Genomic DNA, 24,511 nt, shown 5'->3' with positions numbered 1-24,511 from the left:
GTATGCGAGTACATCCAGTTAAAGCGTTTGATGATAATTATATTTGGTTAATTGAATCGAGTCAGGATCGTGTCATTGTAGTTGATCCTGGTGATGACAAACCGGTCGTCGAGTGGCTTGACGCTAATAATAAGCATATTGCTGGTTACCTCATCACTCACCATCACCATGATCATACCGGTGGCCTCGAGGCGCTAAAAGCACGCTATCCGGCGACCTGCTACGGTCCTGATAATCCGGCAATCAGCGGGATTGATTATGCAGTCATGGAAGGCGACACGGTTAACCTAGCCGGCTTATCCTTTGCAGTGCTGGCTACGCCTGGACACACACTCGATCATATTAGTTTTTACGGTGAAACGGCCCTGTTCTGTGGCGACACTCTGTTTTCGGGCGGTTGTGGACGTATGTTCGAAGGCACACCTGAAGTGTTCGTTGCATCGCTCGATAAATTACGCCGCTTACCAGGCGAAACGCGGGTTTTTTGTGCACATGAATACACCCAAGCGAACTTAACCTTTGCTTCGCTTGTCGAACCCGACAACGCGGTTTTGCAGAGCTATTTAGAAAAAGTAAAACTCATGCGTCAGGATGACCAAATAACTTTACCCTCCACTTTACAGTTGGAGTTAGCGATTAACCCGTTTTTACGGTTTGATCAATCACCGGTTCGTGATGCAGCCAGTGAATATGCGGAGAAAGATATCGAAGGAGCTGAAAACGTCTTCGCTATTATCAGAGAGTGGAAAGATAACGCGTAGTCACGTAGTATATCCACGTTATATTATAACATTATTAAAGAAACTGACCATGAATGTACGTTATAAATTATTAACGAGTTCAGTGCTAAGCGCTTCTCTGTTAACGCTTTCAGGCTGCCAAATGACCTCTCTCCTGCATTCTGATGAGAATGTAAGTGTTAATCAAAGTCAGCCTGAAACCACCTCAGCAACACCGGTTAATATTGCTGAGCTGCAACCCGTTCCAGTAGAAGTGACACCCGACAAATCGAACAGCGAAAAGGCTGAGCCCGTACCTATAGATGATCTTTGGCAACGGATTCGTTTAAAGCTGGCTTTTCAAGTACCAGATAACGCACGTGTTAATTCACAACGTAATTGGTATTTAAGTCACCCAGAATATCTTGAACGTGTCGGAAAGCGCGCCGAACCCTTTCTTCATTTAATCGTTGAGGAAATTGATCGCCGCGGTATGCCAATGGAATTTGCCTTGCTACCGATTGTCGAAAGCGCATTTGATCCGTTTGCTTACAGCCACGGCAGTGCGTCAGGTGTGTGGCAGTTTATTCCATCGACAGCCCGTCATTATGGCCTTAAAATTGACTGGTGGTACGACGGACGCCGCGATGTTTATGCCGCAACCCGCGCAGCGCTTGATTACCTCGAAGCCCTGCACGATTACTTTGATGGTAATTGGTTACATGCACTTGCTGCGTATAACTCAGGTGAAGGTCGAGTCGCTGCGGCTATCCGCCGCAATAAGCGTAAAGGCGAGCCCACCGACTTTTGGAACTTAGACTTACCGCGAGAAACCCGTGCCTATGTACCGAAATTACTCGCCTTGGCAGATATTCTTGCAAACACCGACGAGTATGGCATTGTTTGGTACCCGATCGAAAACCAGCCGCAACTAAATGTCATCGAGGTACCAGGTCAAATTGATCTGGCGCTGGCAGCCGATATGGCCGAACTTCCTTTGGAGACGCTACATCGCTATAACTCAGCATACAACCGTTGGGCAACAGCACCCGACGGGCCTCACCGCTTACTACTTCCGCAACCGAACGCGAGCATTTTTGAGAGTGCGATAAATAAAACCGATCCTAAAGACTGGTTAAGTTGGAAACGTCACAAGATCCGTTCGGGCGAGAGCTTGCTGACCATCGCGAAAAAGTACAACACTTCAGTAGACGTAATTCAGAGTGTTAACGAGCTCAATGGTGCATTAATTCGAAGCGGTGACTACCTGTTGATTCCTGTTGCTACTAAAGATTTAGAGCAATACACCTTGTCCTCAAACCAGCGCCGTATCGCCAAACAAAGTAAACAGTACGGCAAATCTAAGGTGAACTATCAGGTTCAGTCGGGTGATACCCTGTGGGACATTTCACGCGCGTTTAATGTTGGAGTGAGAGAGTTAGCTAGCTGGAATTCAATGGCGCCTGGCGACTATTTGAGACCTGGTCAGAAACTGGTGATTTGGCAGAAAGGTGAATCGGCACCGCAATCAACAGGCATATTACGCACTATTGTCTATCAAGTGCGCAGTGGTGATTCACTCGCCCGTATTGCCAATCGCTTCAACGTGACCATCTCACAAATTGAGCAGTGGAATAACATTAGTCGTAGCCGCTACCTCCAACCTGGCCAACGACTGACACTTAAGGTCGACGTAGTTAACGTTAACTCTTAAACAGTTAAATTTTGTTGGGCGCGCCCTGGTATCACATGGGTGCGCCTAGCTATGCGGATTGAGGTATTGATTCATCATTCAAATCATTCGATACTGGCGACTTACTTGTCCCTGTAAGGTCGATTTCATGATGCGTTTAGTGCTTACACTGCTGCTTATTCCAACTCTAATCTTAATGGCCCTACCGCAGTCAGTTATGGCTGCAGATTGGCGGGCAGAAGGAAAAGGCCAGTTGACTTACCCCTCGGGTCGTAAAGAAGCGATAAACTTTGGCTTTGCTTATGTTAAACATTTTGATACTCATATTTTTAAGGCGGGCGATGCACAACTACGCACTGATGAAATCCCACCTAATTACATTCTCAACGTAATCGTTAACGACGAGGGTCTAATCTACGTTGCTGAATTTGCTAACGGCTTTTTTAAATCGTTTAATTTAGATATCGGTAGTCACAGCGTTCGTGTGTATCCGCGCGGTGAGTTTGATGAAGAAAAGCCGTTTAAACATTTGGTATTTGAACTTGATGAGCGCAGTTTCTTAGTTGATACCACACACCCAACGTTAAAATTTGAGTTTGATGAAACTGGTATTAGCGAAATTAATGGAAGCGGTCTTATCAAAGACTTGAGCATGCGGCGCAGCAAATAGCGTGCCGCATACTCTAATGAGACAACTTAACTTGATTGAATTAATGCTATTAGATCGTCTTCCGTTTTAATCGGTACGCCCAAGCTTTCTGCCTTAGCCAATTTTGAACCCGCATTATCTCCAGCAAAAACCGCCGACGTTTTCTTAGACACGGAACCGCTCACTTTAGCGCCAAACGACTCCAACGCTTTTTTCGCTTCATCCCGTGTCATTTGTGTCAATGTGCCTGTTAACACGAACGTTTGACCCGCTAAGGTGTCGCTCTTCGGTCCCACCGCCTCGCCTTCTGGAAAGCTAATCCACTGACGCAATTGGTCTACAACTTTTTGATTATGGGCTTCTCGAAAGAACGCAACAATATGCTTGGCGACCACCTGACCGACATCATCAACTTCTTGTAATGCGTCAACATCGGCTTTTTGAAGCGCGTCAAAGGTGCCAAAATGCGCCGCAAGGTTGTTGGCGGTGGCCTCGCCCACCTCGCGAATACCTAAGGCATAGATAAACCGAGGTAATGTCGTCTCGCGTGTTTGAGCAATCGCGTTCACCAGGTTTTGCGCCGACTTCATACCCATCCGAGGCAACGATGCAATCACAGGCGTTTTTAACTCGTACAGGTCCGCCGGTGACTTAACCCATTCTTTGTCGACCAGTTGCTCAACCAGCTTATCACCGAGACCATCCACATCCATCGCCTTGCGCGAAGCAAAATGTTTGATCGCCTCTTTGCGTTGGGCGGCACAAATAAGTCCACCGCTACACCGTGCTACCGCTTCGCCTTCGATACGTTCCACCTCTGAGTCGCACACTGGGCAACGTGTGGGAAACTCAATGACTTGAGCATCCGCTGGTCGCTCATTTTCTAAAACATTAACGACTTGAGGAATGACATCACCGGCACGGCGAATACTCACAGTGTCACCGATCATGACGCCTAAACGTGCAATCTCGTCGGCATTATGAAGTGTCGCGTTCGATACGGTGACACCGCCGACTGAAACGGGCTCTAAGCGAGCCACAGGGGTAATTGCCCCGGTGCGACCCACCTGAAAATCAACGCCAGTAATACGCGTTAGTTGCTCTTGCGCAGGAAATTTACGCGCAATCGCCCAGCGCGGCGCACGTGCAACAAAGCCCAGCTCAGTCTGCATACGAATTGAGTCAACCTTGTAAACAATACCGTCAATTTCGTAACGTAGCTTGTCGCGCTTATCTAACATAGCTTGATAATACGCCTCGCACGCCTCAACCGATTCAACTCGTTTCACTTCATCGTTAATCGGCAAACCCCACGCACTTAACTGCTGCAAACGTTCATAGTGCGAGTCAGCCAACTGGTCTTGATCTTGTTCGCTTACCACGCCCAAGCTGTAAGCGTAGAAGTGCAATGGTCGTTTTGCAGTAATTCTAGAGTCGAGCTGACGCAGGCTACCTGCCGCAGCATTACGAGGGTTGGCAAAGACTTTCTCATCACGCTTACGTGCGGCTTCATTGAAACGCTCGAATGCATCCGTCATCATGAACACTTCGCCACGCACCTCAACGCGCTCCGGTGCCTCGGCATTTAATTGTAGCGGCACATTTTTAATAGTCTTAACATTTGCGGTGATGTCCTCACCTGAATAGCCATCACCGCGGGTCGCTGCTCTCACCAGCTTGCCATTTTCGTATAAAATACTGACAGCCAAACCATCAAGTTTAGGTTCGCAGCAGAACGCCCACGCCACCGAACTATCTACTCGTTGTTGAATTCGCTCAGCGAACGCAGAAAACTCCTCGCTGTTGAACGCGTTGTCTAATGACAACATCGGCAGCTCATGAGTCACCGAAGTGAACGCATCAAGTGGCTTGCTACCGACTTTTTCAGTCGGTGAGTGTTGGCTTTTTAGTTCGGGGTTATCGGCTTCGAGTGTCTGCAGTTCGCGAAATAGCTTATCGTATTCGCTATCGGGTATCGTTGGTTCATCCAGCTCATAATACTCTTTATTATAGCGTGTCAGCTGTTGCTCTAGCTCACGCATTCTCTGCTCTACAGTCGATGGACGGCTCATATCTTTGTATATATCTCTTTAAGGCGTGGATTCGTATTGGCGTACTTTTTGATGTGCTTGCTGAATCGATTGGCGCGTTAGCAGTTGACGAGAACCATCGAGTACTTGCCCTTGTGGAATTTCAGTAGCAAGCTTTTTCGCCGCGTTCAACATCATATTGAAGGCCTGCTGTCCGTCATAGTTAATCGGTAACGTCATAAATAAAGCGACACCATCCGTTTCAAACTGTTCGATGTTATCAAGATCAAACGTACCTGGATTGAACATATTGGCCACGGAAAAAATCAAGGTCCCAGTGCCGTTAGTATTTTCGTAACGATGGAAGATCCCCATCTCACCAAATTTACAACCCAATTCTGTCATCATTTGCAGCAATAACGCGCCTTGCACGTTGCCTTTAACGAACAACGAAATCACATCCTGCGGCGGCTGAGGCTTTTCTTCGCCTTGCGTTGCAGGCGAAGCTTCAGAGGCCGCTTCCGGCTCGGGTTGCTGTTCTGTTTCTAGCTCAGGTTCATCCAGATTTTCATCTTCCTCGGGTTCAGCAACATGCGGCGCGGGTTGAGGAGCGATTTCAGGTTCTTCAACCGATGCAGGCTCCTCATCTTGATCGACGCGCATGGATGGTAAGGGTGTTGCGTCGTCATCCGTCTCTAAATCGAGATCCATCGACATTTGCGCAGCTTGGCTCGAGGTTGTCTTAGGCTCATCGCGCGTGGCTTTAATCGTTTTCACCGCACCAATGCCGTCGGCATCAAAGTCATCATCAGATTGCTGCTGATGACGCTTTTCAGCGACTTCACTCTGCGCTTGTTTATAGATGCTATTGTTGCGCCGCATCGTCCATAAGCCGTGGGCAATAATGCCAGCAATCAGCAATACTCCAATAATACTGAGTGTTATCTGTAAATTGCTCATGTCATACTTCCTTTATTATTATGCTTCGGTCATTGCCACAGCTTGTTCAATATCGACAGCAACGAGTCGCGATACGCCAGCTTCTTGCATGGTTACACCGGCCAAGTGCGTTGCCATTTCCATGGCGACTTTATTATGGCTGATATAAATAAACTGAACTGTTTCTGACATTTCTTGTACCAAGCGGCAGAATCGCCCTACGTTGGCGTCATCCAAAGGCGCGTCAACTTCATCGAGCAGACAAAACGGCGCTGGATTTAGCCTAAAAATAGCAAATACTAATGATAAAGCGGTCAACGCTTTTTCTCCACCGCTGAGTAGGTGAATCGTGCTGTTCTTTTTACCGGGCGGTTGCGCCATAATAGTCACACCGGTTTCCAGTAAATCACTATCCGTTAACTCAAGTGATGCTGAGCCACCCCCAAACACTTTCGGGAACAGCTTTTGCAAGTCACCATTCACGGCATCAAAAGTTGCCTTAAAGCGCTGCCGTGTTTCGCGGTCAATTTTCTGAATGGCCGCTTCAAGTGTTTCTAACGCCGACGATAAATCATCATACTGCTCATCGAGATAATCTTTACGTTGTTTTTGCGTTTCTGCTTCTTCAATTGCGGCTAAATTAATAGCGCCCAAACGACCAATTTGCTGAGTAGTACGCTCGAGTTGTTGCGAGTACGTTTGCTCAAGTTGGCTCATACTCGAACCTGCATCCACCGCCTCATGCAATCTAGGTAACACTTCCTTGAGTGTTTTTTGGGTTTGTGAGAGCTGTTCAAGCACGCCTTGCGTGCGCTCATCTAGTTTGGCGTGCTCAATATCGATACCCTGCAACGCTTGCTGTGTACGATCAATTTTAAGTTGTAGTTGCGAGCGGCCTTGGCTGAGCTCATGAATATCCTGCTCTATTTGTGCCAGCTCATCTCGCGCTTGTTGCAACGTTTCACTGCGTTCTTCGCGCTGTGCTAACAAGTCTTCGAGTTGCGCCTGCTGTGGCTCTTTGCTTTCAATTTTCTGTTCAGCAAGTTCACTCAGCTCAAGCTCAATCGCCTTCAAGCGTTGGCTTTGTCGCTCGGACATTCGTTGCAGCTGAGCGTGTTGTTCTTGTGTACTCGTCAGTTGTAAACGGTGCTGATCGAGTTGCGTACGAACACTTTGTGCTTGTTGCTCACACTCGCGCAGGTGCTGTTCGACACTTGCACGTTGAGATTGATTGAGTTCAGTTTGTAATTGCTCAAGCTGCTGTTCCAATTCGTCCGCGGTAGACTCACACAATGCCGCCTGCTGCTCGGCACTCTCTAATTTAGCTTTAATGTGCTCTTCTTTATCGGCAAGTTGTAACAAAGTGCTCTCAAAACGCTGATACTGCTGTTCCGCACTCTCTAACTGCTGCTGCGCGCGTACCCACGCCTCGCGCAGTGTATTGTGAGTTTGTTCGACACGCTGTTTTGTACTTTTAGCTTCATCTAATTGCAGCGCTAAACGATCGTACGTTTCAACTAGTTCGCTTATTTGGGCCTCAATCACGTGCTGACTTTGCTCTAGTTGCGCCAGCTCAGCTTGCTTGTGTAATAATCCTTGTTTGTTTTGCTCGCCTGCACGATGCACCAATCCAGGCAGAACAATATCGCCCGCTTTTGTCAGTGCCGCGATGGCCTGCGGACATTGCCGTAACAAACGTTGTCCATCGTTCACTGTATCAGCGATTAAGCAACGTTGAATCAACGGCCAGTCACGCACAGCGCCTGACACCACATCAATCAATCCCGTTACGCCTTGCGGCAACGTTATAGGTTGTTCGGAGCTTGCTAGCATGGCGCCCTTCGGCAGCGAATCGGTCAATGCGTTATCTTCACTCCAGTAACTATTGAGCCAAGGCGACAACCAGACCTCCACGGCATCTCGCCACGCCGGTTCAACATCGAGCATTTCCGGTATGCCGCGCAGATGATGATCCTTGGCCCACTGCCTTACGTGCTCATTGACGCTGCCATCCTCGCCTACCAGCCATTCTCGCAACAGTTCAGCCCTTGTTTGTTGGCTGTGTTGCTCGCGTTGCAAGTCTTGCAATTGCTCTTGGCACGCTTGCAATTCGTGTTGTACAGCTTCATACGATTGCGTCGCATTGGCTAACTCGGATTCGCTATAATCCAGTTGCGCCCGAGTATCGGTTAATTTTTCTTGCTGCTGCGCGATACCAATAGCTTGTGTTTGTTGACGTACTTGCACACGCTGCTCGGCAAGATCGGTTAGCGTTTCACGACTGTGGCTAATGGTGTGTTCAGCTTGTTGCAAAGCTAATTCGTTGCGTTGCTTTTGCTGCTCAACCTCACGTACTTGCCGCCGAGTTTGCTCTTCATCTTGTTCAATACGTTGCAGTTGCTCTCGTGCTTCGTCGTGCCGCGTTGTAGCTATTTCCAATTGCGCTTCAAGTTGCTCTAAGCCAGGCTCAAGCTCAGCGATTTTCTGCGCTAAGCGCTGAGCACTTTGGTTGTCTTCTGCATCATGTTCGGTCAACTGCTCACGTTCTTGGTTTAACTGCGTAACGCGTGCTTCCCGTTGTTGTTCGAGTTGGCGTTGGTGCTGCATAGCCTGTTCAATACGCATAATCTGATGATTACACTCATACACCGCTTGCTGCGCTTGTTCGACCCGTTGCTTGAGCTCCTCAGCTTGTTCACGCAAAGAGATGACGCCTTTCTCATCTCCTGTTTGTTCAGTTTGCCAACGATCGAGCTCTAATCGATAGTGATTACGTTGCTCCCGAAGTTGGTCTTGTTTCTCATTTAATTGCCACCAACGACTACTTAATAATAATGCTCTTAAGTCGCGTTCTTGCGCTTTCAGTTCTTTATAACGTTGTGCGGCCGCAGCTTGGCGCTGTAATTTTTGTAGTTGTTGGCCAAGCTCTTCTCGCACATCACTAATTCGCTCTAGATTTTCTCGGGTATGCAGTATGCGGTTCTCGGTCTCTTTGCGACGCTCTTTGTATTTCGAAATACCTGCGGCTTCTTCAATAAAAACACGGAGTTCCTGCGGCTTAGACTCGATAAGGCGGGATATCATGCCTTGCTCAATGATCGCGTAACTGCGTGGACCTAAGCCTGTGCCAAGAAATAAATCAGTGATATCTCGTCGCCGACACTTGCTGTTGTTTAGGAAATAGTTTGACTGACCATCTCGACTCACTTGTCGTTTTACTGAGATCTCATTATAGGAAGCGAACTCGCCTTGAATGCGGCCACTAGTATTGTCAAAGACTAATTCCACGCTGGCTTGGGATACGGGTTTGCGCGCGTTGGACCCGTTAAAGATCACATCAGTCATGGCGTCGCCACGCAAGTTCTTGGCTGAACTCTCACCCAGCACCCAACGCACCGCATCAATTACGTTCGACTTGCCACAGCCATTAGGGCCAACGACACACGTCATTTGATCGGGGAAAGGTACTTTGGTGGCATCGACGAACGATTTGAAACCAGCCAATTTTATATGTTTCAGGCGCATTTTATTGTCGTTATATCCATCGCGCGAGTTCGTTTAAGCGTGAGCTAGAAACTCTAGCAGATTCATTTGAGTTTTGTAACAATTTAGCCACTGCAAAGCAGGCGTTTTAGCATTATCCTAATACTATACATCAACTCAACAAAGGTTACTCAATGCAAAAAGCAGTGTTTAGCGACTCGGGCTTCGCGTATTTGCTTCGAGGGTTTCAATTAATGACCACCAAAGGCCTTAAACGCTTTGTGGTAGGTCCGATCTTGATTAATTTTGTGCTATTTGCCGCGGCATTTAGTTGGCTTATGAGTCGCACCAGTGGTTGGATTGACCAGTTAATGGGATGGTTACCGAGTTACTTCCAGTGGCTGGAGTATCTGATTTGGCCACTGACCGTGATTTTCATACTCGGCTTGTTTGCGTTTATTTTTACCGCTATCACCAATATCATTGCGGCACCATTTAATGGCTTACTCGCCGAAAAGGTCGAACAATACGAATCAGGACAGCCATTGGGCGATAATGGCGTGCTAGGGTTAATCAAGGATATTCCACGCACGGTCGGTCGTGAGTTCCAAAAACTCGCCTATTACCTGCCGCGCGCTATAGGTTTCTTTCTCCTATCCCTGTTTGTGCCGGTCATTGGTCAAGTTATCTGGTTTTTGTGGGTATGTTGGATGCTCGCAATACAGTACATGGACTATGCATTCGATAATCATAAACTCGACTTCGGTCGTATGCGTTTTGAATTGCGCGCACAAAAGTTGCGCTCGCTGAGTTTTGGCATGGCGATCACAATTATCACCATGCTGCCGTTTATCAATTTGATTATTATGCCCGTCGCAATTGCTGGTGCGACTTCAATGTGGGTCGATCACTACCGTTCTAAAGCACTAAACGCAGACATTGTATAGCACTGTTAACGTCTGTTTAACGCATCGCGGCTTCGTCAAAATAATTTACAAGTTATTTCGGAGCCGCAACCTATGAATAGCAACGCACTTTATACTTATCTCTATTTGCCAACGAGCAATATCATTTTGATTAACAGCCCGGCTGAGCGCTCATCGAAACGCCGCAGTCGCGCTAAATTGGCTGATGCTGCGCAGTGGCTCAAGCAGTTTCCACCTATCGATCAGCAACGCTTTGCATCAGCGGTCAAACTATTACAACACAGCCAGAGCCACGATATGCTGTGCGTACGCTTACAATTGAATAGCCTACAACATGTGCTGATGGCAGTGCGTCTTCAGCGACAGCAATGGATCTGCGGTCAAGTCACAGTTAATCATCCGCAGACGCCTCGTTATCAGCCTCTTTATGAAGCGTCGTTGCACTAAGTTGTTTACTGGTTTGCACCCCCATCGTGCGAAACTTTTCAACGCGGGTGAGTAGGTTACCACGCCCTTGACTGAGTTTTTTCATCGCATCTTGATAGCGCTGTTCAAGGGTGTGAATTCCTGCTCCTATCTTGTCTAAATCCTCAACAAAGCCGACAAATTTATCGTACAGTTTGCCGGCCTCGGCCGCGATATGCTGAGCGTTCTGATTTTGGTGCTCGTACTGCCAGATGTTGTGGATGGTGCGTAAAGCAACGAGTAAGTTAGTTGGACTCACCAACATGATTTGTTCATCAAGCGCCAGCTTAATTAACTCAGGATCTTTGTCTACGGCAAGCAGAAATGCCGGTTCAATCGGCACGAATAGCAATACATAATCAAGTGTTTTGATACCCTGTAGCTGCTGATAATTTTTTTTGCCTAATTGCTTGATGTGTTGCCGAAGTGACTGCACATGCTCATTCAATGCTTGTTTGCGGACCGCTTCATCATCGCTATTAAAGTAGCGCTCATAGGCCGATAAACTGACCTTCGAATCAATCACAACATCGCGTTCGTTAGGTAGATGCACAATCACATCGGGACGCAACCGCTTGCCATCATCATCCGCAAATGACGATTGGGTATCGTACTCATGCCCCTCCCGCAAACCAGACTGTTGCAAGATGCGCTCAAGCACTACCTCACCCCAGTTGCCTTGATGTTTATTATCACCTTTCAACGCACGCGTCAGTGCATCCGCCTCTTGCGCCATCTGTTGGTTCAGTGTCTTCAATGACAACAGTTCACTGCGTAATGCCGCGCGTTCTTTGGTCTCATCGCTATGTTGTTGCTGTACTTGCTGCTTAAAGCTTTCGAGTTGTTGTTTGAAAGGGGCGAGCGTTGCTTGCAGGCTCTGTTGGTGCTGTTGCTGCATTTGATTAGAACGTTGCTCGAATATACGGTTGGCGAGGTTCTCAAACTGCTGCGCCATACGTTGCTCAGCTGCCTCCAGTGTGTGTAATTTATCCTCGCTTGCACGACGCTCTTGTGCCGCCGTTGCTCTGAGCGTTTGCCACTGAGATTCAGTATAATGTAGACGCTCACGCAAGTGTCCAAGCTGCTCCGTTTGCTCGTCAACTGTTTGCGACAATGCATCAGCTCGTTTCACCTGAGTACGCCACAACACAGCAAACGCGACACCGGCTAAGGTAGCCACAAACAAAAGCACCACCCAAATGGTGGTGCTCATTGTCATCATGTCGTTCAACACGATTTATGCTCCTAGCTTTTCGTCGAGCTCTGCAATTTTTACCTTCCAGATCGCAGGGCCTTGTTCATGGGCATTCTGACCATCACTGTCGACAGCCACTGTCACAGGCATATCCTCAACTTCAAACTCATAGATAGCTTCCATGCCCAAGTCTTCGAAACCGACTACACGCGCTTTCTTAATCGCTTTTGCCACCAAGTAAGCAGCGCCGCCCACGGCCATCAGGTAAACCGCTTTATGCTTGCGAATACTTTCAACCGCTTCAGGACCACGCTCAGCTTTACCGATCATGCCAATAATGCCCGCCTCTTCGAGCATCATATCGGTGAATTTATCCATCCGTGTTGAAGTCGTTGGACCCGCCGGACCGACAACCTCTTCACCGACTGGGTCAACAGGACCCACGTAATAGATAAAGCGATTATTGAAGTCAACCGGTAGCTCTTCGCCATTAGCAAGCATCTCTTTAATGCGCTTATGAGCGGCATCACGTCCAGTCAATAGTTTACCCGATAACAACACCGTCTCGCCCATTTTCCATTCTTGGATATCTTCTTTTGTGACCTCGTCCAAATTAACACGGCGGGCATCGTCACCCAGTTCAAATGTCACTTGTGGCCAATCTTCTAATTTCGGCGGTGTTAAGTCGGCAGGGCCTGAGCCATCAAGAGTAAAGTGCGCATGACGTGTGGCAGCACAATTTGGAATTAACGTGACCGGCTTTGATGCTGCGTGAGTCGGCAGTGACTTAATTTTGACATCCAATACCGTCGTTACGCCGCCTAAACCCTGTGCACCAATACCCAACGCATTAACACGGTTAAAAATCTCTAGACGCAACTCTTCTTCAGCATTCTGAGGACCACGTTCGATGAGCTCATGGATATCAACGGGATCCATCAGGGATTCTTTTGCCAGCACGGCTGATTTTTCTGCAGTACCACCGACGCCAATGCCAAGCATGCCTGGTGGACACCAACCTGCACCCAGTTTCGGTAAGGTTTCAACAACCCAGTCAGCAATCGAATCACTCGGGTTCAGCATTGCCATTTTTGATTTGTTTTCTGAACCACCACCCTTCGCTGCAATCATCACTTCGACTTTATCGCCTGGCACCATATCTAAATGCACTACCGCAGGTGTGTTGTCGCCTGTGTTTTTACGCGTACCGGCGGGATCGGCAACGATGGATGCGCGTAATGGATTCTCAGGGTTGGTGTAAGCGCGACGCGTGCCCTCATCGACCATCTGTTGCACCGTCATATCCGTTTTATCCCACTGAACGCCCATACCCACTTTGACAAAGCAGGTCACGATACCCGTGTCTTGGCATATCGGGCGGTGTCCTTGCGCGGACATACGCGAGTTAGTCAACACTTGCGCAATCGCGTTTTTTGCTGCCTCACTCTGCTCACGCTGATAAGCTTCATCGAGCGCTTGAATAAAGTCGATAGGATGGTAGTAGGAAATGTACTGCAATGAGTCTGCAATACTGTCGATAAAATCACTTTGACGAATGATGGCCATTCACTGCACCTCAGCTTAGCTATGATGTTAATATCGCCGCAAACAGGCACGTAACGCGGCAGAATTGTGCTGCTCATAATAGCGTTTTCAAATCCTGATGACTAGAGACGATTGGCTGAATGGCTATGGTATACTGCGATTAACATCAGTATGAGCCGTAAACTTTTGGGGTAGACGACACCGTGCAACTGACACTTCGCGAACTAACCGAACAAGGGATTCCAGCTAAATCTGCTAACGTCGAGGCTTGGGATCTTTGGGTTCAGCAACGCTTTGCTACTATCGAAGCGCATCATTACAGCCTTTGGTTGGATTCGGCAGCCTTCGAACATCCCAATAGTCGTTATCATATTTTATTAAAACAACCCGAGTACGTTTTATCGGCCCGAGGTCAATCAACCACGCTGAATCGAGTCAATGACGAGACAACCTTGCAACTCAGGAGCTCAGCGGCGTCATTTATCGACGCTGCGAGCCACGTGCATCAGCAGTTAGGCGAGCAGTTACAAATCGATGGAGATACTCAAACGCTACCATTTTGTGGTGGCCTTGCGGGTTTAATGGGTTACGACCTAGGGCGCCAGTTAGAGCGGCTACCGGAGTTAAATACCGCTGAGTACGAGACTGACGACGCGATATTTGGTGTCTACGTTAACGCACTGATCATTGATAAACAGCAAAAGCGCGTCTTTTTACTCGCCCCGACAACCGAGTTTGCCGAACAACGGAGCGAGTGGTTAGCTGACACAACCCATACCCCTCCGCCGTTCAAACTCACCGAAAGATGGCAGAGTAATATGTCTGCCGAAAATTATCTCGCGCGATTTGACGCAGTGAAAGCCTATTTAGCCGCGGGAGACTGCTATCAAATTAATCTAGCCCAACGCTTCAGTGCTCGCTATCAAGGCTCTGAGTGGCTGGCATATCTGAGGTTACGAGAGAGCAATCGAGCACCGTTCAGCGCGTTTATGCGTTTACCGTCAAGCGCCGTCCTGAGTGTATCGCCTGAACGGTTTATCTCGGTCTCCGCGCAAGGACAAGTCGAGACCAAACCAATTAAAGGTACACGACCACGCAGCACATCAGCACAACAAGATGAAGCCAATCGCACTGCGCTTATCAATGCTGAGAAAGATCGCGCAGAAAATCTGATGATTGTTGATTTATTGCGTAATGACTTGAGTAAGCATTGTCTGCCCAACTCCGTTAAGGTACCCAAGTTATTTGCAATTGAAAGCTTTCCAGCGGTGCATCACTTGGTCTCTACGATTGTGGGTCAATTAAAACCTCACAGTGATACCTTTCTATTGTGGGGCGGCGCTTTCCCAGGCGGGTCGATTACCGGGGCGCCCAAAGTACGAGCAATGGAGATCATTGAGGAGTTAGAACCCAACCGCCGCAATGTCTACTGTGGTTCTATGGGGTATGTCTGCGTCACAGGTAACAGTGATAGTAGTATTACCATACGCACTTTGATTGCCGAGCGCGGCTCACTGCACTGCTGGGCGGGCGGCGGTTTAGTTTATGATTCCGATGGAGGCGAAGAGTATCAAGAAACCTTTGATAAGGTCGCGCGTATTCTACCCGTGCTGGAGTCGACTGATGATTAAAACCCGTAACGAATTTTTGCGCCGCTTTAACTTGCAACCATCGCCCAGCATTGAGCGTCGTGTGGATAACGTACTGAAACAAAAGCTGCGCCCTGCCGCGGTAATGATTTTGCTCGTTGAACGTCCCCACGGTTTATCGCTATTACTAACCCAACGCGCCAAGACGCTACGTAAACATGCTGGACAAATCAGCTTCCCAGGTGGACGCTTCGACTCATCTGATCGTCACTTACTAGAGACAGCGCTGCGTGAGACTGAAGAGGAAATCGGCTTAAGTCGAGATAACATTGAAGTCATTGGTCGTTTACAGGACTATCCTGTATTAAGTTATTACAACATTCGGCCTTTTATTGGCTTTGCTCGCATCCAACATGAGCTTAGTCGCCAACCTAGCGAAGTTGCTGAGATATTTGAAGTGCCGTTAGCCGATATCCTTGATCCATATAATCATTACGCTTATCGAATCCGTAAATTCATCTACGATCGTGTCTACTTTATTCCATGGCAGCATCGCAATATTTGGGGGGCCACAGCGGGCATTTTGCGTGAACTTGCTGAACATTTGCAGCCCGAACTAAAACAACAGGTAAGTCCACTCAATTAGCGATTAAATGCCCGAGGTGGGCTATACTTCTCATTTCTATATTATTCCGCAATTTTACTTGCCAGACCGGGTGGCAAGCATGCGACAATAGATGCAATTTCTCGAATTAACCAATGGGTCAGATGTATGATCAGTGTTTTTGATATCTATAAAATAGGAATCGGTCCATCGAGCTCTCACACGGTAGGGCCGATGAAAGCTGCCTATTATTTTTTAGAAGCAGCCAAGGAAAAAGGCGTTCTTGCTGACGCTGACGGTATTGAAGTTGAGCTATTTGGCTCGTTAGGCCAAACCGGTAAAGGCCATGGTACAGGTAAAGCCGTCATCTTGGGCTTAGCCGGTGAGCTGCCTGAGACTGTGGATACCGATAATGTCGAAAACTTTCTCGCGCAGACCCGAGATACGGAGAAGCTGGTATTACTTAAAGAGAAAGAAGTCGACTTTCCAAAAGAAGGCGCCATCGTTTTCCATCGCCGTAAAACCATGCCTAAGCATGCGAATGCAATGGAGCTAAGACTCCTCAAACAAGGTGAGGTTATTTACAAAGATCTTTACTACTCCATCGGTGGCGGGTTCATCGTACGTGACGAAGACTTTGACGAGACACTTGAAGAGGCCATTGAGCAGTCGGATAAGCCAATCCCCTACCCGTTCGACACTGCGGCTGAATTGCTTCAACATACTAAAGATACAGGTATGCGCATCAGCTCACTAATGATGGCAAATGAGAAAGTATTTAGAACGGAAGACGAAATTCGTTCGGGTCTAATGAAAATTTGGCGCACGATGCAACAAAGCATCGAGAACGGTATTAACACCGAGGGTATTCTACCAGGCGGCTTAAAAGTCAGACGTCGCGCCTCTTGTTTGTATCAACGTTTGAAAAAAGAGAAATCGACCGAACCCATGCAGTTTATGGATTGGGTGGATCTATTTGCGCTGGCTGTAAATGAGGAAAATGCGGCAGGTGGTCGTATTGTAACTGCACCGACCAATGGCGCTGCGGGTATCGTACCGGCAGTGATGAGTTATGCCGATAAGTTCATCGAAACTTTAGATGAAGATTCTGTGGTTCGATTCTTGTTAACCTCTGCTGCGATTGGCATTTTGTACAAGAAAAATGCGTCGATATCGGGTGCAGAAGTGGGTTGCCAAGGTGAAGTCGGTGTAGCCTGTTCAATGGCTGCCGCGGGTCTTGCTGAGTACATGGGGGGCTCGGCCCTAACCGTCGAAAATGCGGCCGAAATTGGCATGGAACATAACTTAGGTCTTACCTGTGATCCTGTCGGAGGCCTAGTGCAGGTTCCCTGTATTGAACGCAACGCGATGGGCGCCATTAAAGCAATTAATGCTGCTCGACTTGCCATGCGCGGTACCGGTGACCACAAGGTCTCGCTTGATAAAGTCATCAAGACTATGTGGGAAACCGGCAACGATATGAAAACTAAGTATAAAGAAACTGCCCGAGGTGGCTTAGCGGTTAACATCATCGAGTGCTAACCGCGCTGGCTATCGAGTTACCGGCTTATAAAGTCGGTAACTCGATATCCGAAAATAACTTCTCAATTTCCTCGTGACTGCGTAACTGCATTGCTTCCTCAACCCTCGATTTGGTCAAATGCGGCGCAAAATTCTCAATGAAGTCAAACATATAAGTTCTTAAGAACGAACCACGACGAAAACCTATCTTGGTTGTACTGGGGTCAAATAAGTGCGCTGCGGGTAAGGCAACCAGATCGGTATCTTCCTCGGCATCATACGCCATTGTCGCCACTACACCGATGCCTATTCCCATACGTACGTAGGTCTTGATGACATCAGCATCCGTCGCGGTAAACACGATCTGTGGTTCTTCACCAGCAGCGTTAAAGGCTTTATCGAGCTCCGAACGTCCAGTAAACCCATGTACGTAAGTAACTATTGGGTGTTGCGCGATATCATGAATAGAGAGCTTATCAATCTGCGCCAGCGCATGATCTTTTGGCACAATAATCGACCGGTTCCAATGGTAACAAGGCAACATAATAAGGTCTTGGTACAGATGTAACGCTTCAGTCGCAATAGCAAAGTCGGCTTTACCTTTGGCGGCGGCCTCACTGATTTGTGACGGCGACCCTTGATGCATGTGTAACGATACTTTTGGGTATTGCTCAATGAACCTTTTAATCACTCGCGGTAGAGCATATCGCGCTTGCGTGTGCGTTGTTGCAATATTGAGTTTACCGCAATCAGGTTGTGTATGCTCGGCGGCAACCGCTTTTATCGCCTGCACCTGTTCAAGCACCTGTTGCGCGATATGAATGACTTCCTGTCCAGCGGGAGTAACATGGGTCAGGTGTTTACCGGTACGGCCAAATATTTGTACACCGAGTTCATCCTCAAGCATACGAACCTGCTTACTAATACCAGGCTGGGAGGTAAACAAACTCTCAGCGGTAGAAGAAACATTCAAATTATGATTCAGTACTTCGACAATGTAACGTAATTGCTGTAATTTCATATAAGCAGACCTTATTTGCTGCCGTTTAATATGAAAAAATCATATATTAAATTTGAATCCTATGCCAAACGCATTCTGCAATAATCGATAGAGGCACGCATGTCCAAACCGTCCATTGATTTTTCCACATTACTCGCTGTGTCGGTGCACGACATGAAAAATTCTTTGGGGTTACTTGTACAACAGCTCGAGGATGTCGCAGGTAAAGTTACTGACACTGAAACTCAGGGCGAACTAGCGCACATGCACTACGAGGCACAGCGCATTAACACGAACCTTGTACAACTACTTGCACTTTACCGACAACAGGGCTCATTGCAAATTGAGAGTGAGCAAACGTATCTAGATGAGGTGATTGAAGAGCTGGTGATGAACAATCGATTTTACAGCGAAAGTAGGTCTATAACGCTTACGGCTGACATCGCCGATGATATCTTTTTCGTCGGCGATAGAGCATTAATCACACAAGTTTTAAACGATGTATTCATTAATGCTATGCGCTACACCGCCGATAAGCTTATTATAAAAGCCAAACGTGTTGCAGATCGTGGATGTTCCATTACGATAGAGGATAACGGCCCTGGCTATCCAGACTCATTACTCGCTCTAAACGACCTGCAGCCGCGCTACTTAGACATGGAAGGCAGCCGCACTGGGCTCGGACTCTATTTTGCTCGATTGATAGCGGAAGCGCATGAATACAAGGGACAGCATGGATATATTAAATTGGAGAATTCTAGCTCGTTAGGTGGTAGTCGTTTTACGCTATACCTACCCTAACCTTTTAGATAGTAGCGACAGACTCAAATTATGGTTTATACAATAATAATATCGCTGATTGTGTTACTCGTGCTGATGGCCATTATGATCAGCGCCGTACAGCAATATCGACAGAAACAAAATTTAGAACGCAGACAACGTTACGCCAAGTTTCGTGCAGTGCTTGATCAGGTTGAAGACCTAATCAACATTACCGGCTACTTTCCGATTGGCAAGTCGGTCTATGCACTACTGAACGCGCGCGCTAAAGATTTATTAATCAACATGAACGATGTCATGCCTTCAGAGGCGCTTAAAGATCGTATACATGAGTATGAAACGCGTTTAAAAGGCCTAGACGTAAACGATACCTCGCTCATTTCTGAAGATTTCGAGTTGCCGCATAATGATAAACAAATTATTGCCATGATTAACGCGCTCAAACGCCTACGTAGTGCCCTTCGTAGCGAGCATGCCAAAGGTCGTGTTGACACACAGGTATACAATACGGAAGATCAGCGCTTACAAAAGTTGCAACTTAAAATTAGCATCGAGACTTTAATCAAACGGGGCGAAAACGCATACAATAGCAATATGCTTGGCTCAGCACGTCAGTATTACGAGAAAGCGCTACGCACTATCGATGAGCATACATACAGTGACGAATATACTCAGCGACGTCATGAGCAAATTCAGGCATCATTAGAGCAAATAACCAGCGAACTCCGCGATGCTAATAGTAATGATGCGCGCAAACGTAAAAGCGACGAACTTGAAGAACTATTCCAACCGAAGAAAAAGTGGTAACTCGGCATGTCAGACTGGAAAGATAAACTCTCGCAGATGGTATACAGCACCGATCACGGACGCATCGACCCTGAACCTGACCCCGAGGATATTCCTGAGGGCGATGGGATTGTGCGTTTACAACGAGAAACAAAAGGACGCAAAGGAAAAGGGGTCACTTTGGTCAAAGGGCTTGCACTACCTCATGATGAGCTCAAACAAGTCGCTAAAAAGCTTAAACAACAATGCGGTGTAGGTGGGTCAGTTAAAGACTATGTGATAGAGCTACAAGGTGATCAACGCGACATCATCGAAAAGTGGCTGAGTGACCAAGGCTATCGTGTTAAGCGAGCGGGCGGCTGAGCGAGTACCTGACATACAGTAGTGAGCCGCCGTCGCGCCACTCAACCTCATCGGCTACCTGAGTTATCAGGTTAATCCCACGACCAAAAGTATCCTCTGATTCATTAGCGGAATTGCCCGCGTGCTTTCCATCGAATCGGTGTTCAGTATTTGACGATAGCGTAAATGATAATTGCTGTGAGGTCGGGTGGTAATCAATATCAAAGTATATTTCCAAACCTTGTAATTGCTCAATACGCGATTGTCTCTCCTCGTAATAACGCTCAAAACTCTCTTGCTGTTTAAGCTCAGACTGCATATCGAGCACCGAGTGCTCCAAAAGATTGTTGAAACTCTCAGCGAACAATAAGTACAACGATGTTTTGTGCGGCTGCAATGCATCGAGCTTAGCCAGCGAGTCGACCATGCGTTGCATAGGATCTCGATTGCGAATGTCGTGTTCTGTCAACACAACGCGCAATTCAAAAGGAAGATTATACTCATTCTGCGGCTTTGCCTGAGGTTCTAGCCCCGTTGCCTGGCATTTCAAACACAGTAGCGACAAATCATCATTGAGTGGTGTATCACCAGTAAAGCTATCAATGCGCTCCACAATGGCGCTAAACTGTGCTTCCGAACACTCTGAATCAAGCATTTCAGTGACCCAGTCGGCGAAGCGCTCTTCACCAATCATTTCTCCTTGATGGTTACACGCCTCCACTACGCCATCACTGAACATCACTAAGCGCTGTCCGGGCGTGACAAAATAATGCTCTAACTGACTGTTGAATTGCGCGCGTGGTAGGATCCCTAGTGCCATATGCTGTGGTTTAATACGATGCTCAAGTTGCCCTTGCGTATCGAGCAACAATGCATCGGGCACGCCACCACTCCAACAACTGATTCTATCGCCATTCGCGGACATTTCGACCACCAGTGCGGCACAAAACATATCATCTGGCAGTACTTTATAGAGTCGGCTGTTAAACTCAGTCACCATGTCACCGACCGACAAGCCACGCTCGGCCATACTAAAAAATGCCTGCGCGACCGGTAAAGCGCCTGTGGCCGGAGCAAGACCATGCCCCGTGAAATCACCCAAGAACAAATAGTAATTGCCGAAGGGACCAACCCGCCCGAGGCAAACATCCCCGTTAAAGCTACTCGTTGGGCGTAGATAGCTTTTCACGAAGGGCTGCTGCAACTGATTTTCGGCGAGCGCATTCTCTAGCATATGCTGCACCACGTTTTGCTCACGCTCCATACGAGCAGAGTGCCAAGCGAGTGTCCTGTTTTTTTGTACCAATGAATAACTTAGCTCGCGAACTCGTGCGTGTGCATTAACTTTGGCTTGCAGTATCACGGGTTCAAACGGGATGCTGAGAAAGTCATCGCCGCCGACTTTTAAACATTCCAATAATGTTTCTTGCGAATCTAGAGCCGTAAGAAAAATAATCGGCAAGTGGATATTGCCAGACATGGCTTTGAGTCGCGGAGCCGTCTCAAAACCATCCATTTCTGGCATCATTACATCAAGCAGTACTAATTGTGGTTGCACCTGCTCGAAAGCATCTAGCGCCTCACGACCGTTGTTCGCACAGACCACTTCATGCCCAAAAGATTCGAGTAACCCCGTCAGCATGATCTGGTTGGCTTTTTGATCGTCGACTACCAGAACTTTCATTATGCAATGGTAAACATTTTTTCGAACCGAGAGATATCGAGGATACGTTTTACTTCAGGGCGCGCGTTAATCAAGTGAATCCCTTTAACGGTGCTGCCTAGTGATTTTCTCATGTTTAGCAACATCCCCAATGCTGAGCTATCAAGATATTCGGTTTCACGTAAGTCAATAATAACTAAAGGCTCACTGTCGCCAATATGGCTGTAGGCCTGCCTAAACTCTTGAACCAAGCTAAAATCAAACTTTCCTTTTATGGAAATGATTAACTGCTTTTGGTCCGCTGAAAACTCGCGAGTGACGCTCATAACTTCCCCTTTTTAATTATTATTGCTCCTAGCATAACGTTTTTTAATTGAGTTTGCCGAGTAAATCAAATACTCTTTTTAAAAACACCCATTCAAAATAAATATGTCACTGTCAATTAATGAACTTCGTATTCTGCTGGTCGAACCCTCTGACGTACAAAGAAAAGTTATAAAACACCACTTAGGTCAAGCACAATTAACCGAAACGCGCGGTGCATCAACGATTGCAGAGGCAAAAACTTTAATCCGTGAGTGGCAACCCGATATTGTTACCAGTGCAATGTATTTTGAAGATGGGACTGCGCATCAACTCATCGATTATATTCAAGAATCTAACTTAGAAGATACGGTACATTTTATGTTGGTGTCGAGTGAACATCGACCCGATCAGCTGGAACAATTTAAACAAGCCGGTATTGTCGCTATTCTCCCTAAGCCCTTTTCGAGTCAACAATTAGAGCGCGCCATTAAAGCCACAGTGGATTTAATTGAGCCCGAGTCAGTTGAACTTAATTTATTTGATGTAGAGGACTTGCGAGTGTTACTGGTGGATGACAGTGTGACCTCACTCCATGCATTGCGTCGTGTATTCGAGAACATGGGGGTTGAACATGTTGTCGAGTCGAATAATGGTCTCGCTGCCATTGATGTTCTTAATCAACAATCGTTTGATCTTATTGTTACTGACTTTAATATGCCCGAAATGAGTGGCAGTGAGTTTGCTCAGCACGTTCGCCAAGACCCGTCTCATGCACACACTCCTATACTGATGGTCACTGCGCAAGCTAACGAGCTGCAAGTAACCAATATCAAGCAAAGCGGTGTCGACGCGCTAACAGATAAACCCTTTGAACCGGCAACACTAAAAAAGCTATTAATTAATTTATTAGACCAATAAAAAAGCCACTTCGGAAAGTGGCTTTTTATATCAAACTACGTTGATGGATTATTCGCTACGAGCGGGCTTTTGCTGGTACTTATTATAAAGTTCAGTGTGGCGGCTTTCTAAGCTGACCGCACGACCATTAATAAACAAGTGAGTCAACGATTGTCCCATCGGGTCAAGTAAATCACCTTTCGAAACAACAATCGACGCCTGTTTGCCTTCCTCGAGTGAGCCCAACTTATCGGCAACGCCCATAAACTCAGCAGGTTTAAGTGTAATCGCCTTGAGTGCTTGCTGAGCATCTAAGCCATAAGCAACGGCGTTACCTGCAGCAAATGGTAAATTACGAACATCCCAGTAGCCTGGATACGCAATCGCAAAGTTCACCCCAGCTTCAGCAAGACGAGCGGGGGTAGAAAATGCTTGGTCGTAGCCATCATCTTCACGCATTGGCAGACCAAATGGTGAACCGAAAACAACCGGGATTTGTAATTCAGCCAGCTTGTCCGCGATGCGCCATGCATCGTAAGCCCCCACTAGGACTAAATCAAAACCATAGCTTTGGCTGACTTCAATGGCTTGCTCGAGCTGACGCTTATCTTGTGCATGCACATATAAACGCTTACTGTCATCAAACAACCCTTTCATCGCTTCCCAACGCTGGTCCTCAGGAATATCTCGACCCGCACGTTTAGCATCATAATAGGCTTTAGCGTCAGCAAACACTTGCTTGAGCTTTTGCAGGGCTTCAGCATTGGCTTTACGTTGCTCTTCTGCTGAACGGCGCTCCCACCATGTATCTACCACATAAGTGCGTGGCCAATTAATGTGTACGCCCTCTTCTGCCGTGACTAACGCATCTTGCCAGTTCCAGCCATCTAGCTGCATGAGTGAAGATTGCCCACTCACCATGCCGCCTTCTGGCACCACTTGCGCATACGCCACCCCATTGTAGCGAACCGTCGGGATCACTTCGGAGTCAGCGTTAAAGGCAATGTGTCCCGCGACCTCTGGTGTTACATCACCCACTTCATCGGCATCACGAGTCGCGCGCACCGCCTCAATCTCATTCAAACCTAGCGTCGTGTCCATAGCAATTACACCTGGATACACGTGTTGCCCGCTGATATCGATTGCTTGCGCGTCGGCGGGTACCGCCAGATCTTGACCTATCGCGACGATTTTACCATCAGCAAACAATAAGTCGGTTTGGCTTAAAACGCCTTTAGTCACCGTGTGTAAAGTACCGTTCTGCAACACGATGGGCTGTGCTTGTTTCTTACCTGGCACCTCGTCGTGCGCCACCGATTGCGTCACTGCGCAGGCGCTAAGCAAAGCCGCGGTCAGTGCTCTATTAAGTAATTTCATGA

21 protein-coding genes are annotated in these 24,511 nt (G+C 47.5%); 12 read left to right on the top strand and 9 right to left on the bottom strand.

Going from position 1 to position 24,511, the window contains the following annotated elements; translation table 11 throughout:
- Positions 1–2 precede the first annotated feature (2 nt).
- The 3 genes from gloB to BFR57_RS02105 all read left to right on the top strand — a co-directional run bounded on the left by gloB (position 3) and on the right by BFR57_RS02105 (position 3,082).
- On the top strand, positions 3–761 hold the full coding sequence (gloB, locus tag BFR57_RS02115; RefSeq protein ID WP_071462409.1) for a hydroxyacylglutathione hydrolase: 759 nt from the start codon (positions 3–5) through the stop codon (positions 759–761).
- A gap of 49 nt (positions 762–810) precedes the next feature.
- Positions 811–2,433 carry a LysM peptidoglycan-binding domain-containing protein gene (locus BFR57_RS02110; protein WP_071462408.1) on the top strand — a complete coding sequence of 541 codons (1,623 nt, stop codon included), beginning with the start codon at positions 811–813 and terminating at the stop codon, positions 2,431–2,433.
- A gap of 127 nt (positions 2,434–2,560) precedes the next feature.
- Positions 2,561–3,082, top strand: coding sequence for a hypothetical protein (locus BFR57_RS02105; protein WP_253183599.1), 522 nt, complete (start codon positions 2,561–2,563; stop codon positions 3,080–3,082).
- Between the two features lie 26 nt (positions 3,083–3,108).
- On the opposite strand, the gene ligA is transcribed toward BFR57_RS02105, so the two are convergent.
- Genes ligA through smc form a run of 3 tightly spaced genes read right to left on the bottom strand, consistent with a single transcriptional unit; the run spans position 3,109 to position 9,555 of the window.
- Positions 3,109–5,133, bottom strand: a complete 2,025-nt coding sequence (gene ligA / locus BFR57_RS02100; protein WP_071462407.1) for an NAD-dependent DNA ligase LigA — start codon at positions 5,131–5,133, stop codon at positions 3,109–3,111.
- An 18-nt stretch (positions 5,134–5,151) separates the two neighbouring features.
- Positions 5,152–6,051 (bottom strand): cell division protein ZipA, encoded by a 900-nt coding sequence (gene zipA / locus BFR57_RS02095; protein WP_071462406.1) that lies wholly within the window; start codon positions 6,049–6,051, stop codon positions 5,152–5,154.
- Positions 6,052–6,069: 18 nt separating this feature from the next.
- Positions 6,070–9,555: a chromosome segregation protein SMC gene (smc, locus tag BFR57_RS02090; protein WP_071462405.1), complete on the bottom strand. Its 3,486-nt coding sequence runs from the start codon at positions 9,553–9,555 to the stop codon at positions 6,070–6,072.
- A 152-nt stretch (positions 9,556–9,707) separates the two neighbouring features.
- Here smc and cysZ point away from each other — a divergent pair, with 152 nt between their 5' ends.
- Together cysZ and BFR57_RS02080 are read left to right on the top strand one after the other, a co-directional pair.
- Positions 9,708–10,460 (top strand): sulfate transporter CysZ, encoded by a 753-nt coding sequence (cysZ, locus tag BFR57_RS02085; protein ID WP_071462404.1) that lies wholly within the window; start codon positions 9,708–9,710, stop codon positions 10,458–10,460.
- 72 nt (positions 10,461–10,532) lie between these two features.
- Positions 10,533–10,886 (top strand): hypothetical protein, encoded by a 354-nt coding sequence (locus BFR57_RS02080; protein WP_071462403.1) that lies wholly within the window; start codon positions 10,533–10,535, stop codon positions 10,884–10,886.
- Here BFR57_RS02080 and rmuC read toward each other — a convergent pair.
- The gene (rmuC, locus tag BFR57_RS02075; RefSeq protein ID WP_071462402.1) at positions 10,831–12,138 is read right to left on the bottom strand and encodes a DNA recombination protein RmuC; all 1,308 of its coding nucleotides are present in this window, start codon (positions 12,136–12,138) and stop codon (positions 10,831–10,833) included. The genes BFR57_RS02080 and rmuC overlap by 56 nt on opposite strands.
- A gap of 3 nt (positions 12,139–12,141) precedes the next feature.
- The gene (locus BFR57_RS02070) at positions 12,142–13,665 is read right to left on the bottom strand and encodes a fumarate hydratase (RefSeq protein WP_071462401.1); all 1,524 of its coding nucleotides are present in this window, start codon (positions 13,663–13,665) and stop codon (positions 12,142–12,144) included.
- Positions 13,666–13,847: 182 nt separating this feature from the next.
- Between BFR57_RS02070 and pabB the strand changes: the two genes are divergently transcribed.
- From pabB to BFR57_RS02055, 3 genes are all read left to right on the top strand, one after another.
- Positions 13,848–15,275, top strand: coding sequence for an aminodeoxychorismate synthase component I (gene pabB, locus BFR57_RS02065; RefSeq protein ID WP_083404994.1), 1,428 nt, complete (start codon positions 13,848–13,850; stop codon positions 15,273–15,275).
- Positions 15,268–15,879 (top strand): CoA pyrophosphatase, encoded by a 612-nt coding sequence (locus BFR57_RS02060; RefSeq protein WP_171903922.1) that lies wholly within the window; start codon positions 15,268–15,270, stop codon positions 15,877–15,879. The genes pabB and BFR57_RS02060 overlap by 8 nt, the downstream gene beginning before the upstream one ends.
- 126 nt (positions 15,880–16,005) lie before the next feature.
- A complete protein-coding gene (locus tag BFR57_RS02055) occupies positions 16,006–17,379 on the top strand; it encodes an L-serine ammonia-lyase (protein WP_071462400.1) in 1,374 nt (457 codons plus the stop codon).
- Between the two features lie 25 nt (positions 17,380–17,404).
- On the opposite strand, the gene cysB is transcribed toward BFR57_RS02055, so the two are convergent.
- Positions 17,405–18,379 (bottom strand): HTH-type transcriptional regulator CysB, encoded by a 975-nt coding sequence (gene cysB, locus BFR57_RS02050; protein ID WP_071462399.1) that lies wholly within the window; start codon positions 18,377–18,379, stop codon positions 17,405–17,407.
- A gap of 153 nt (positions 18,380–18,532) precedes the next feature.
- Here cysB and BFR57_RS02045 point away from each other — a divergent pair, with 153 nt between their 5' ends.
- The 3 genes from BFR57_RS02045 to yciH are packed head-to-tail and all read left to right on the top strand — an operon-like array spanning position 18,533 to position 20,287.
- Complete coding sequence (locus BFR57_RS02045) at positions 18,533–19,159, top strand: HAMP domain-containing sensor histidine kinase (RefSeq protein ID WP_253183598.1); 627 nt, start codon at positions 18,533–18,535, stop codon at positions 19,157–19,159.
- Positions 19,160–19,189: 30 nt separating this feature from the next.
- The gene (locus BFR57_RS02040; protein ID WP_071462397.1) at positions 19,190–19,945 is read left to right on the top strand and encodes a hypothetical protein; all 756 of its coding nucleotides are present in this window, start codon (positions 19,190–19,192) and stop codon (positions 19,943–19,945) included.
- A gap of 6 nt (positions 19,946–19,951) precedes the next feature.
- Positions 19,952–20,287, top strand: coding sequence for a stress response translation initiation inhibitor YciH (gene yciH, locus BFR57_RS02035; RefSeq protein ID WP_071462396.1), 336 nt, complete (start codon positions 19,952–19,954; stop codon positions 20,285–20,287).
- Here yciH and BFR57_RS02030 read toward each other — a convergent pair.
- A complete protein-coding gene (locus tag BFR57_RS02030) occupies positions 20,268–21,950 on the bottom strand; it encodes a PP2C family protein-serine/threonine phosphatase (protein WP_071462395.1) in 1,683 nt (560 codons plus the stop codon). The two genes, yciH and BFR57_RS02030, sit on opposite strands and share 20 nt — an antisense overlap.
- Entirely contained in the window at positions 21,950–22,255 is a 306-nt protein-coding gene (locus tag BFR57_RS02025; protein ID WP_071462394.1) for an STAS domain-containing protein, read from the bottom strand. The genes BFR57_RS02030 and BFR57_RS02025 overlap by 1 nt, the downstream gene beginning before the upstream one ends.
- 103 nt (positions 22,256–22,358) lie before the next feature.
- Here BFR57_RS02025 and BFR57_RS02020 point away from each other — a divergent pair, with 103 nt between their 5' ends.
- Positions 22,359–23,153: a response regulator gene (locus tag BFR57_RS02020; RefSeq protein ID WP_071462393.1), complete on the top strand. Its 795-nt coding sequence runs from the start codon at positions 22,359–22,361 to the stop codon at positions 23,151–23,153.
- Positions 23,154–23,201: 48 nt separating this feature from the next.
- On the opposite strand, the gene BFR57_RS02015 is transcribed toward BFR57_RS02020, so the two are convergent.
- Entirely contained in the window at positions 23,202–24,509 is a 1,308-nt protein-coding gene (locus BFR57_RS02015; protein ID WP_071462392.1) for an amidohydrolase family protein, read from the bottom strand.
- Positions 24,510–24,511 lie beyond the last annotated feature (2 nt).

This window comes from Idiomarina sp. MD25a, from assembly GCF_001870515.1.
GTDB lineage: Bacteria > Pseudomonadota > Gammaproteobacteria > Enterobacterales > Alteromonadaceae > Idiomarina.
Note: the sequence above shows the minus strand (reverse complement) of the source record. Positions and strands in the feature narration are given on the sequence as shown.